The organism is Clostridium putrefaciens (assembly GCF_900461105.1).
Lineage (GTDB): Bacteria > Bacillota > Clostridia > Clostridiales > Clostridiaceae > Clostridium_L > Clostridium_L putrefaciens.
The window spans coordinates 2,030,967-2,043,779 of sequence record NZ_UFWZ01000001.1; the positions used below are offsets into that span (position 1 = coordinate 2,030,967).

Below are 12,813 nucleotides of genomic sequence, written 5' to 3' on the forward strand. Positions count from 1 at the left end.
CTCCTAACATCATTTTAATTTTATATCTTTTATATATTCACCTATACTAACGTTCATTATGTTATTCCCTTTTCCAGCCCTGTTTTGAAGTTTAATATTTTCTAATTTCACGCCTTCTTCTCTACCACTTGAAGATAATAAACTTATACCTTTTATATTAGTTGTAAAAGCTATTTCTTTATTATAGCACGAATCATTATTTGAATTATCAGAGCCTTCTGTCAAAATTCCAAAAACAACTTTATCTTCTTCTTTTAGACTTATACCCGTTACCCCTGACGCAACCTTCCCCATTTCTTTTATACTATTTGAAGTAAACTTAATTCCCATAGCCTTCTCTGTTACTAATAATATTTCTTGATTTTGATCATTACCAAGCTCTACAGCAACAAGTATATCATCTTCATATTTATATTTATAAACTTGAGTTTCTATATATTCTCCTATTAATTCTTTTATGTTAGTCTTTTTAACCATTCCTCTTTTTGTAAAGAAATACACCCATATTTGATCATTCAAATTCTTTGAAGATAAAATATTAAGTACTTTTTCCTTACCCTTTAGAAATGTATCTACTAAATCCTCTATATTTATATTAGAGTCTCCAATATTTCCAATCATAAATCCTGGAATCTTATATGCAAATCCTCTATCTGTAAATATAATTATATATTCTTTACTATTAGTTAATACTTTTTTATATGTTGAAGAACTATTCTTTTTGAATGATTTTAAATTCCCCTGTGGATTAACTCCAATTATCATTTCTGAATACTTCATTTCTTTACGGTATTCAGCTTTAATTATCTCATCTTCGTTGCATAATAAAAACAATTGTTGTCCTAACACATTTCTATCTAATTCATCTATCTTTGGTTCTTCTAAGTCAAAATTAAGGCCTCTTTTAGTAGTTATATTAATGAATCCTTCTTCTCTATCTTTTTTTACAAGCTTCACATCTATTAAATGGTCTCCACCTTTTAATTTTAACGCAGAATACTTAGAATAATTTGTTTGGAATTTATCCAACGCTGTCTTTTTAAGATTTCCTTTACTTGTTAAAAACATAAAGTCTAAACTCGATGAAAAGTTTTCAATGGAATAAATATCTACTATACTTTCTTCATCTAGATTAAATGATCTTATAAGAGAATCAAGTCTTACTCCGTTATCTTTCCATTTACGCTCTGGTAAATCGTCTCCCCTTATTTGATACATCTGCCCTCTATTTGTGAAAACTAATATTGTATCTTTAGTATTAGATTGAAATAAGAATCTTCCAGCATCGCCTTCTCTATATTCTATATCACTAACATTACTATTCATCCTATTGTATGATTTCATAGGAACCCTTTTTATAAAACCATCTTTAGAAAGAGTTACCATAATATCTTCTACAACTAATAACTCTTCTAAGTCAATCTTACCTTCACTATCATCTTCAACCATTTTTGTTCTTCTCGCATCTCCATAGGTATCCCTAATTTCTAAAAGTTCGCTTTTTATAACCTTTAATAGTTCTTTTTCATTTTCTAATATATTTTTTAATGATTTTATAATATTTAAGAGCTCTTTATATTCTTTTTCAAAAACTTTTATTTCAAGTCCTGTAAGTCTATAAAGCATAAGTTCTAATATAGCCTCTGTTTGTTCTTTAGAAAACTGAAATCTTTCTATTAAATTATTTGAAGCATCTTTCTTTGAGTTAGAAGATCTTATAATAGCTATAATCTCATCCATAACCCCAACAGCCTTAATAAACCCTTCAACTATATGAAATCTCTTTTCTGCTATACTAAGTTCTGTTTTCGTCCTTCTTATAACAACCTCTTTTTGATGGTTTACATAGTGCTTTAATATAGATTTTAGTCCAAGCGTCTCTGGCTTACCATTAGCTAAGGCTACCATATTAAAATTAATATTGCATTGTAGATCTGTCTTTTTAAACAGATACTTTAGTACCTTTTCTGCATCTTCATACTCTACAGCTTTTTTAAGTTCTACTACCGATCTTACTCCTGTCCTGTCTGACTCATCCCTTATATCTACTATGGATTCTAAATATTTTGCATGCTTTTTATCTCCAGTCATATCTGAAATAAGTTGAAGTATTTTTGATTTATTTTTTCTATATGGGAATTCTGTTATAACTATACCAAGTCTCCCATTTTCTAAAGTTTCGATGGAAGTTTTAGCCCTTGATGTTACCTTTCCCTCACCAGTTTCATAAGCTGACAAAAGAGACTCTTTCCCTAGTATTATTCCTCCTGTTGGAAGGTCTGGTCCTTTTATATATTCCATAAGTTCTTTTGTTGTAATATCCTCATTTTCCATAAGCTTTATACTTGCATCTATAACCTCTTTTAAATTATGAGGAGGTATATTCGTAGCCAAGCCCACTGCTATTCCAAAGGTACCGTTCACTAAAAGATTTGGGTACCTAGATGGTAATACAGTCGGTTCAAGCTCTGTGTCTGAATAGTTTAAGGCCATATCCACTACGTCTTTATCTATATCTCTAATCATTTGAAGTGCAAGTGGAGTGAGCCTTGCTTCTGTATAACGCATAGCTGCTGCTCCATCACCATCCATACTTCCCCAGTTTCCATGACCATCTATTAATTTATATCTAGTACTAAAATCTTGAGCTAATATAGTCATAGCATCGTATACTGAAGTATCTCCGTGAGGATGGAATTTTCCTAAAATATCCCCTACTATTCTTGCCGATTTAAAGTAAGCCTTATCTGGAAAAGCCTTTAAAAGATACGCTCCGTAAAGAATTCTCCTATGGACAGGTTTAAGACCATCTCTTACATCTGGTAGTGCCCTATCTTTTGCAACTTCTACTGCATAAGGTAGATAGTTTTCAGGCATAGCTTCTTCTAATGGAACCTCTATTATATTATTATCTTTTGGAACAATGAATTTTTTTGCCATAAATCTCAACCTCACTAACTTCAATTACTAGTTTTGAATACTAATATATCATTTTATTAAAACTCTGCATATTTATACATATAATTTTTCCGTGGTTCAACTATATCTCCCATAAGAAGAGATACCATCTTTTCTGCCTTAGCAGCATCATCTATAGTAACCCTATGAAGGGTCCTTGTCTCAGGATTTAATGTAGTTTCCCATAGTTGGTCTGGATTCATTTCTCCAAGACCTTTGTATCTTTGAATTAAGGAACCTTTACCTATCTCTTTTTTAACCGATTCTAATTGCTCGTCACTATAAGCATATTTATGTACCTCTCCACCTTTTACCATCCTATATACCTTGTACAATGGTGGCTGAGCTAAATATAAATGCCCGTTAGTTATAAGTGGTCTCATATATCTATATATATAAGTCATCCAAAGTGTTCTTATGTGATATCCATCTACATCAGCATCACTTAATATAATTATCTTATCGTATTTCAAATCCTTTTCTTTATAATTATCTAAAGTACCTACTCCTACAGCTGTATTAAATATCTTAAGTTCTTCACTAGCAATTACATTTTCAAGCTTTTGCTTTTCAGTGTTCATTATTTTACCCTTAGATGGCATTATAGTTTGGAACCTTCTATCTCTAGCTTGTTTTGCACTTCCTCCGGCGGAATCTCCTTCTACTACAATAAATTCACTAACCGTCTTATCTTTCAGTGTACATACAGCTATTTTACCTGCTAGGGGGGCTGTTCCTTTACCAATCTTTTTCTTTTCTGCTTCATTTATCTTTCTTATCTTTTCTCTTCTTTGAGCTGCATCTAAGGCATTTCCCATTATGTTTTGTGCAAGTTCTTTATTATCTTCTATCCATTCCTTAAGCTTTATATATGTAACCTCATTCATCATTGTATAAGCTTCAGCATTTCCAAGCTTTGTCTTAGTTTGTCCTTCAAACATAGGATTATTTATTTTTATTCTTATTATAGCGGTCATGCCTTCTCTAAGATCATCGCCCTCGAACTCTTTGTCCTTATCTTTTATAAGGTTTAACTTTTTTGCCCACTCTTTAAATGCCCTAGTCATTCCTGTTTTAAATCCAGTTTCATGGGTCCCAGCTTCCGTAGTTGGTATATTATTTACATAACTTGCTATATGATCTGTAGTAGAATCTGTAAATTGGATACAAACTTCTGCATACATATTTATCTTTTCTACACTTTTTTCTCCTTGAAATAGAATAGGTGTACTATGAATCGCTGTTTTACTTTCATTTAAGTACTTTATAAAATCTAATAATCCATTTTCAGAAAAGTAATCTTTTTCTATAGACTCTTCTTGCCTATTATCTATAAACTTTAATCGTATCCCTTTGTTTTGAAAGGCAAGCTCTCTAAGTCTTTCATCTATTATATCAAACTTAAAATCTACAGTAGTAAACACTTCTTTATCTAATAAAAATGTAACTTTAGTTCCTGTATTCTTGCAACTTCCAATAACCTCTAAGGGTGATATTGTAGTTCCCGGCATCTTTTTCTTTAACTTTTTATCCATAGCATAAGCAAACTTTTGTCTGTAAACTTTAGAGTTTTGGTATACTTCAACTTCCATCCATTCTGATAGCGCATTAACTACAGATGCACCAACTCCATGAAGTCCACCGGAAGTTTTATAGTTTTTATTATCAAATTTTCCTCCTGTATGAAGTTCAGTGAATACCATCTCCACCCCAGATTTTTTCTTTAAAGGATGCATTCCTGTAGGTATACCTCTTCCATCATCAATTACACTAACGCTTTTGTCCTTATTTAAAATAATAGTAGCTACACTACCATATCCATTGGTGATCTCGTCTATAGCATTATCTAGTATCTCCCAAATACAATGATGTAATCCCTTAGAGCCTGTAGACCCAATATACATTCCTGGTCTTACTCTTACAGGTTCAAGCTTTTCAAGAGATGTCAAATCAGATACATCGTATACTTCTACCTTTTGTTTTTCTATATCCATATCATACCTCCAGGTCTAAATTATCTTCAAACCACTTTTTAAGTTTGTTTACTCCATCATCTATACTCTTTATATCTATAAATGCTTCGAAATTATGACTCTTAGAAGAATTTTTGTACATAGGATCGTAATATTTAAGCATCAGCTCTTCCGATACCTTTTCATACTCTTTATTGTTTATCATATTTTTATATTCATCTATATTTTTTTCATTTATATACTTCTTCATATTTTCCAAAGCCTCAATTATTTCTATATTGGCATTAGGTGACATTGTGTAATCATTTATTAAGTTTTCTGACCTAAACCTAATACTTCCATCAATATATATATGATATCCATCTCTCATGGCACTAAATATATAATCAGGAATTATTGTCTTTCCTATTCTTTTACTTTCACCTTCAACAAATACATAGATTCCATTCTTATCCTTTAGTTGTTCGTAGATTAAAGTTTCAAACATTTTTTGGCTGCTTGGTGCTCCAAGTCCTACGCTTCCTAAAAGAGATCCTCTATGATTGGCAGCATGCTCTAAGTCTAGCACATTAAATCCTATATTTCTTAGTTTTTCTAATATCTTAGTTTTTCCTGTACCCGTCTTACCATGTACCACTATGTATTTAATATCTTCATTAATTGCTGGCAACTCGCGATTTATAAACTCTCTATAGCCCTTATATCCACCTTTAAGCTTACATGCAGTAACCCCAAGGGAGCTTATCAAAGAACTTATACTTCCACTTCTCATTCCACCTTTAGCACAAAAAAACAAAAGCTTTTTGTGTGGTTTATGAAGTAATAAAATCTCATCATATATGTATGGAAGTTTTTTTGAAACAGCTTCTATTCCAATACGTTTTGCTTTTTCTACACTTTCATTCACATATATATATCCAATTTGTTCTCTTTCTTTATCATCAAACAAAGGTATATTTATGGCACCTGGTATAGTTGCTTCACTATACTCTTTAGGTGATCTTACATCAATTATTATATATTCCTCTAGTTTTTCTAATACTTCACTATATTCAACAAGCTTAACCATTTTCCCTCCATTAATTGTAAGTCTATTTCCCAATACTAATTACCTCGCTAATCTACATACCTATTTTAAGATTAAGGGTAGGCTAATTAGGGCCATAAAGGCCAGAATACTGTTTACAGTATAAACCCTAACTCAAACCATGTCAAACCTACGTTCTTATGTGTCTAAGATAAGTATTTAAATGAAATATCAGTTTTTATTATATCATAATTTTATTTATCATCTCTAACCTTTTTTGAAATCACATTATTCGAAGTTGTACTTTAATTTTGTTTTTGTCTATTCTAATTACTAATAAACTATAAGAATATCTATCTAATATATATTTTAAAGGTTCTTTATATTCTTCCTCCAATTCATGTATTATACTCCCATATTTATTTTTCAAATAATACTTTGATTTTATATTGTCCACAAAAAGATTATCCCATTCCTCTAGAACTTGTCCCTTATTTGATATTTCAAACAACATTCCCTTATTTCTTAAAATATCCATTAATTCAACATAAGATCGATCTAAAACTTTAAACTTTTCTAGTGACTCTTGTTCATCATGTTGCAACAAATTATACTCTTCCTTTTCTATTTCTATCTTTTTTAATAATTTAATTTTTGTTTCTCCTAGTCTTTTTAATTCTTCTTGCTTATTGCTATTGTATATTTTAATAAATTTAGTTAACATATTATCTAATACACTCATATTTTCTCCTTTGCTAACGTATTTTAAATAACTTTATATGGAGGTCACTTATGGATAAACTAACCAATGTCTTAAAAGTAACTTTAACTATCTTAAAACATCTTATTAGTAAGCTTAAAGATATCACTAAAAATCTATCTTATAAGTTTAAGTATAATATAAAAAAGAGAAACACGATAAATATAATGTATGAAAATATTATAAAAGAGAAAAAGGCGGAGATATTAAATTTAGAAAAAGAATTTAAAAGTCTTCAATGTATAAATTCTTTTAAAAGAAATAAACTAAAAGAAATAAAAGCTAATGTAGATGATAAAAGCAAATTGATTGAAGATCTTCGAAATCTTATAATAAAATAACCTTTATTTAAATTAGTTAAATATCATTATTGTAAACAAAAAAAGAACTATGCAGGACTTTTTATCCTTGCACAGTTACTTTTTATAGTTTAAACTACTCCTCAAGAGTATTTGTGTAGTTTAGTACATCGCCTAAGCTTTCTGAAGTATACATGGCATCGGTTCCACCGCCATGATAATATACAGCAAATTCAGAAGGACTAAGATAAAATATATGATAATTTCTATCCCCTACCTTGCGGTGTCCGAGGCAGCTTCCCTTACTTTCAATCATATCTTCAATTCTTTTTTCCCCAGCTACCACATTTTTCATGTCATGTAATTCTTTAAACCTATCATAAAATTCAAATCTTTCCATATTCATATCTCCTTTCAAAGATTAATTATAATAGAATTATACCACATAATCATATTTTCTCCATTTAAATCGTTTAATACACCTCATTTTTATTGATCTTTTACTACTTTAAATATAATTTATTTAAAAAGATCAAAACAAATGCTATAATTGGTAATGACTAACATTTACTTGTACTTAACGTTTAAACCTTAATGAAAGTTGGTGCTTAATTGAAAAACAAATTTAATCTAGGAGAAGTATTTACAATTACACTTTTATGTCTAACCACATTTTCTATCTTATTACTTTTTAAAGATAAGGTAGAAGGGTGGTATTTTGGTGCAGCCTTATTTTCAATAATAGTTCTAATATTTATTTATAATAATTATATAAAACGAAAGAGAAATAAATCTTCAGATTATATAAATAATAACCTAGAATCTATAAACCAAAAGAAAAGAGACTTTAATACTATAAGCAAGTTATTCAATCTCTTAAACTCAAAACATAAAGAAACTAATATCATAGATGACCAAACCTTTAATGATTTAGATATGGAAAAGGTCTTTTCAAAGCTTGATTATACTTTAAGTACTCCTGGGGAACAGTCCTTATACAGTATCTTAAGAACTCCTCTATATGATAGCTTTAAATATGAAGATAGAAAAACATTAATAAACCTTTTTCAACAGGATTCGTCTACTAGAAACAAACTTCAATCTTTTTTATATGAACTTGGGAAACAATATAAGGGAGATATATTAGAACTCATTTATACTACTTCAGATTTAAATAAGCATAAAAAGTTCTTATATAACTTTATGTTTGTATTATCCTGCCTATCATTAATATCTATTGGTTTTCTTAAACAATATTCTGTGATGTTTATAATTATTATCTACTCCATAAATATGTCTATACACTATAAAGCTAATAAAAATATACTTAGCCAGGTTATATCAATTACCTATCTTTCTAAGGTATTATCCTGTGCTAAAAATATAAGTAATATGAAAAATGAAAATTTAACCTATTATAATGATATTATTAATACTAATATAGAAAAATGTAATGTGATACTTAAAAACTCAAGAAATATTAGCAAAGCAGAAGGTATTGATATTTTAGGAGATTATTTTAATGTATTCTTTTTATCTCAAGTTAGAAGCTATTATAATATAATCGGCGACATTGAAGATCAAAGGGAGTATCTAAAAGAAATATATTCTATTATAGGAGAGATCGATTCTATAATCTCTATCTCCATTTATAGAAATCTAATAAAAGACTATGTAGAGCCTAGGTTTATAGATAAGCCTTGTTTTTTAGAGGCTAAAGACCTTAGAAATCCTTTAATTGAAAATACCATTCCAAATGATTTCATGGTTAATAATAATGGTATTGTTATTACTGGCTCAAATATGGCGGGTAAATCAACCTTTCTGAAGACTTTAGGAATAAACAGTGTACTAGCACATACTATATGTACTTGCCTTGCTAAAGATTACAAAACTTCTTATTTCAATATTATAAGTTCTATAAGTCCTTCAGACGATATAACAAAGGGTAAAAGTTATTACCTAGCCGAAGCAGAAGCTGTACTTAGAATAATCGATTCCTTAAATGATAAAGTATCTACGCTTTGTATAATAGATGAAATATTTAGAGGTACCAATCCCTTAGAAAGAACAAGTGCATCTTTAGAAATACTTAGATACATAATAAACAAAAATGCAATACCTGTAGTTGCTACACACGATTTAGAGATTGCTGAACTAGTAGGAAATCAATATAGTTGCTATTACTTTTCTGAAGATGTAGACGAAGAAAATGGTCTTAAATTTGATTATAAAATTAAAAAAGGTATTTCTCCTACACGAAATGCAATTAAATTATTAAAATATTTAAAATATCCTAGTATAATAACTGAAAATGCCGATGAGAGAATAAGGCATTTATTAGAATCTTAATTTAAATAAAAAGGTATACTGATTTATTTCCAGTATACCTTTTTATTATTTAAATATTTTTATGTTTTATCTACTGTTTTGATTTTCATAGAAGATTAATATAATTTATTTATATCGTAAATTAACTATCTTATAACCCGTGTTTGCCAATGATCTTTTCTATACACATAAAAACCGTAAAGACATACAATTAAATTGCTAAATCCCATAGAAAACCAAATCCCAGAAGGTCCAATGCTTGTAAAATATTTAAATAACAATATCATAGGAAGTCTCACAAGCCATAACCTTCCAATTTCCATAGCCATTGAGTACTTAGTATGACCTGTTCCTTGAAAAACGCCTTGAAGTACACTAAATATACCCATAAGAGGCATTGATACAGAAGTAAATTTAAGATAAGTTATACCCTGAGATATAACCTCTAAATCATCTTTTGACTGCATAAAGAAGTTTATTATAGGGCTATTAAATAAGAAAAGCAAACTACATCCCACCACTGAAAATGAGATTGTAAGCTTTAAAGACTTTGTAAAGGCTTCTTTTATTCTATTTATTTGATTTGACCCTAAATTTTGCCCAACAATTGATGTTAAAGCTGCTCCAACACCCATAGCTGGCTGCATTATTAAAGATGTTATCCTATTAACCATAGCAAAAGCACCTAAAGTTGATGTTCCGTAGGAAGCAATAAATCCATTTAAAACAATAAAACCTAATGCTGATCCTGACTGTCCAACCGAAGATGGTAATGCCACATTTACAATTCTTTTTAATATCTTTTCATCAAATTTGAACTTTTTAAAACTTGGCCTTACTAGCATCTTTGAAGATCTCATTAAAATAAACATTCCTGCAAAAGCAAGTAATGCCTTAGCTATTAATGTAGCTATAGCAGCTCCTGCTATCCCCATATCCAGTGTGAATATGAATATAGGATCTAAAACTATATTTATTATAGCGCTAATACCACTTAGTACTGTTGGCAAAATTGTATTTCCTTGTGCATTCATAATAGCGTTAAAGCTAAAAAATAAGAACATAAACGGCATATCTAAAAATGTTATCTTTAAATATATATTACTATACATCCCAAGGTCCCCATATCCGCCCATGAGCTTAATAACACTAGGACTTATTAAATATCCAAGTACAGCAAAAACCACTGATGATATAAAAGATATCACAATAAGTTGTGTAGCGTAAACATTCGCTTCTTTATATTTAGAAGCTCCTACTAATTGAGATATTATAGATGTACCTGCAATTGAAAGACCAATCCCAAGTGATATAAACAAGAAGTTTATTGGCCATACAAAAGCTGTTGCAGCAAATTCAACTGAACCTATCTTACTTACCCACACCCCATCTGCTAAGTTGTAAAGAGTTTGAATAAGATTATTTACCATAATAGGTAAAGCTAAAGTGATTATTACTTTGTATAAACTACCATTAAGTATCAGATCTCTTTTTTCCGAAGAGTCCATGAAATTCCCCCCATCATAACCACCTAAGATCTTTTCTTTAAAAGTTTCAATCTTATGGTGGATAAATAAATTATACCATTAAATAAGTATATATTGTCTTTAAAATATAGATTTAAAGACCCGATATATCATAATCTGATACCATACAGTTACACACTAGCTTAAGAAAAATACCCACATATACTTTTATTATAAGCATATATGGGTATTTTTAATATTAATTATAAGCTTTTAATCTCTTCTAATAGTCTTAAAGATGCCTCTCTTGGCCCCTTCTTTTCATTACCAGCCATACCAAGTTTTGTTCTTAATTGACCTACTCTTATTCCTTTCTTAAAGAACTCTTTAAAAAATATTGGAATAAGTTCATCCATCTCCTGTTGTTTTTGAACTGGTCCAAAAGGATTAGAAAAATAAGATGTTACAAGTCCCTTTTCTGTAGTGGTCCCCTTTGCCATTCTAGTTCCTTCTTTAAATACCTTAATGGCTTCCTCTTCATTAGTGAAAAACTCTAACGCCTCTCCATCTTCATAATTATTAGCATAAAGAAACAAATCTATAGCTTCTCCTTTTGTAATTTCATTATAACTAGCTACAGGCATAACTAATCTTGCATTTATTTTATCAGGATTCATAAATATACTTCTATCTAGTTGCTTAAATGCATAACCCGTATCTAAATCATCAAGCCTTACAAAGGCGCCTATTTCTGTGCCGTAGCCTAAAGGCTTACTTTCACCACTTAACTTTACTACACCCATATCATCAAAGATTATTGTCATATCACTTATATATTCGGATCCAAGACTTCTTAAAGCTTCAAGACTTTCCGACTTTCCAGCTCCACTATCACCCATAATAACTATATTAAAGATTTTATCATCTTTTGTAATTATATTAACCATGGCTCCATGAACAGGTAAATTACCCATCTTTATCATTATTAAATTGTGTAATGTTAAAGTCATCTTTTTCATGTATCCAAAGTAATCCATATCATCGTGATAGTTTATATATCCTGTCATTATGTCATTTTCCACATCATCATAAAATACTGTTTTCATCTGCTTTTCTTCATCTTTAGCTCCAAAAACATAAATTATATCTGGCTTTTTATCTTTATATTCTTCTTCTTTTGCCATTTCAAACAAGTTACATAAAGTAACTCCATGAGCCATAAAATCCCTATGAAAATAAATATATGCAAGTAGTGTTCCCACTTTTGCAGGATAACAAAACCAATGATCAGTATTTATAGCACAATCTTTAAGTGGATTCTCAAAACTTTCTTTAAATATACCATCTCTAGTATTCTTTTTAGGATAAGTTATAAATGGAGTATCTAAAACTATAGACTGTATAAATGGTATCTTACACAAGCACTCGTAACCCTTACCATATACAAAATTAGTCTGATTTAATATAAGTCCTGCATTGCCACCTGCTGGTAATTGTCTATATATGTTTGGCTTTATACCTAGTACGTTTTCTTCTACTTTTCTATATACATCTAAGATAAGTTTTGAAAATTCATTATTAGCATCTATAAAATTAACATTTTGAAGACCTTCACCCATCTTTTTGTTTTCAACAATAGTATATCTTTCTAGCTTTCTCCAAAAGTTATATAAATCCTCTACAAAACCTATAAATTTATCTTTATCTTCTAATAATCTTTTATACCTTAAATCAATTTTTATTATTTCATCTGCTTTTAAAACTATTAAAAACTTAAATATCTTTATTAATTCTAAACATATTTCATCCTGATTTAAACATTTATTTATGTACTTATATATATTGCTTTTATTGCTCTTTCTATCATCTAAATATTCAGAAAGAATAATTTCAAATCCTTTACTATCTAATAAAGACTCCTCAGTATTACAGTATTTTGCTGTGAAATTGATCATTACCTTTCCATTACTAAGCGAAAATTCTTTTTTCATGTAAGCAC

General features: G+C 29.5%; 9 protein-coding genes. 2 read left to right on the plus strand and 7 right to left on the minus strand.

Annotation, left to right across the window (positions count from 1 at the left end):
• Positions 1 to 9: 9 nt before the first annotated feature.
• The 4 genes from DY168_RS09020 to DY168_RS09035 form a co-directional block, all read right to left on the minus strand.
• On the minus strand, positions 10 to 2,940 hold the full coding sequence (locus DY168_RS09020; RefSeq protein WP_115641480.1) for a DNA topoisomerase IV subunit A: 2,931 nt from the start codon (positions 2,938 to 2,940) through the stop codon (positions 10 to 12).
• Positions 2,941 to 2,996: 56 nt separating this feature from the next.
• The gene (locus tag DY168_RS09025; RefSeq protein WP_115641481.1) at positions 2,997 to 4,952 is read right to left on the minus strand and encodes a DNA gyrase/topoisomerase IV subunit B; all 1,956 of its coding nucleotides are present in this window, start codon (positions 4,950 to 4,952) and stop codon (positions 2,997 to 2,999) included.
• A gap of 1 nt (position 4,953) precedes the next feature.
• Positions 4,954 to 6,000, minus strand: a complete 1,047-nt coding sequence (gene mnmH / locus DY168_RS09030) for a tRNA 2-selenouridine(34) synthase MnmH (protein ID WP_115641482.1) — start codon at positions 5,998 to 6,000, stop codon at positions 4,954 to 4,956.
• Between the two features lie 241 nt (positions 6,001 to 6,241).
• Positions 6,242 to 6,700, minus strand: coding sequence for a hypothetical protein (locus DY168_RS09035; protein WP_115641483.1), 459 nt, complete (start codon positions 6,698 to 6,700; stop codon positions 6,242 to 6,244).
• Positions 6,701 to 6,750: 50 nt separating this feature from the next.
• Between DY168_RS09035 and DY168_RS09040 the strand changes: the two genes are divergently transcribed.
• Entirely contained in the window at positions 6,751 to 7,059 is a 309-nt protein-coding gene (locus DY168_RS09040; protein ID WP_115641484.1) for a hypothetical protein, read from the plus strand.
• Between the two features lie 94 nt (positions 7,060 to 7,153).
• Here DY168_RS09040 and DY168_RS09045 read toward each other — a convergent pair whose 3' ends face one another.
• Positions 7,154 to 7,417: a hypothetical protein gene (locus DY168_RS09045; protein WP_242984090.1), complete on the minus strand. Its 264-nt coding sequence runs from the start codon at positions 7,415 to 7,417 to the stop codon at positions 7,154 to 7,156.
• Positions 7,418 to 7,629: 212 nt separating this feature from the next.
• Here DY168_RS09045 and DY168_RS09050 point away from each other — a divergent pair, with 212 nt between their 5' ends.
• Positions 7,630 to 9,369: a MutS-related protein gene (locus DY168_RS09050; protein WP_115641486.1), complete on the plus strand. Its 1,740-nt coding sequence runs from the start codon at positions 7,630 to 7,632 to the stop codon at positions 9,367 to 9,369.
• A gap of 125 nt (positions 9,370 to 9,494) precedes the next feature.
• On the opposite strand, the gene DY168_RS09055 is transcribed toward DY168_RS09050, so the two are convergent.
• Positions 9,495 to 10,856, minus strand: coding sequence for an MATE family efflux transporter (locus DY168_RS09055; RefSeq protein ID WP_115641487.1), 1,362 nt, complete (start codon positions 10,854 to 10,856; stop codon positions 9,495 to 9,497).
• Between the two features lie 221 nt (positions 10,857 to 11,077).
• The gene (locus DY168_RS09060; protein WP_115641488.1) at positions 11,078 to 12,805 is read right to left on the minus strand and encodes a phosphoenolpyruvate carboxykinase; all 1,728 of its coding nucleotides are present in this window, start codon (positions 12,803 to 12,805) and stop codon (positions 11,078 to 11,080) included.
• Between the last annotated feature and the right edge of the window lie 8 nt (positions 12,806 to 12,813).

What these genes read in the sequence shown, in the direction of transcription:
- DY168_RS09020 (WP_115641480.1), bottom strand. Translation starts at nt 2,940, where the DNA reads ATGGCAAAAAAATTCATTGTTCCAAAAGATAATAATATAATAGAGGTT.
- DY168_RS09025 (WP_115641481.1), bottom strand. Translation starts at nt 4,952, where the DNA reads ATGGATATAGAAAAACAAAAGGTAGAAGTATACGATGTATCTGATTTG.
- mnmH (WP_115641482.1), bottom strand. Translation starts at nt 6,000, where the DNA reads ATGGTTAAGCTTGTTGAATATAGTGAAGTATTAGAAAAACTAGAGGAA.
- DY168_RS09035 (WP_115641483.1), bottom strand. Translation starts at nt 6,700, where the DNA reads ATGAGTGTATTAGATAATATGTTAACTAAATTTATTAAAATATACAAT.
- DY168_RS09040 (WP_115641484.1), top strand. Translation starts at nt 6,751, where the DNA reads ATGGATAAACTAACCAATGTCTTAAAAGTAACTTTAACTATCTTAAAA.
- DY168_RS09045 (WP_242984090.1), bottom strand. Translation starts at nt 7,417, where the DNA reads ATGGAAAGATTTGAATTTTATGATAGGTTTAAAGAATTACATGACATG.
- DY168_RS09055 (WP_115641487.1), bottom strand. Translation starts at nt 10,856, where the DNA reads ATGGACTCTTCGGAAAAAAGAGATCTGATACTTAATGGTAGTTTATAC.
- DY168_RS09060 (WP_115641488.1), bottom strand. Translation starts at nt 12,805, where the DNA reads ATGAAAAAAGAATTTTCGCTTAGTAATGGAAAGGTAATGATCAATTTC.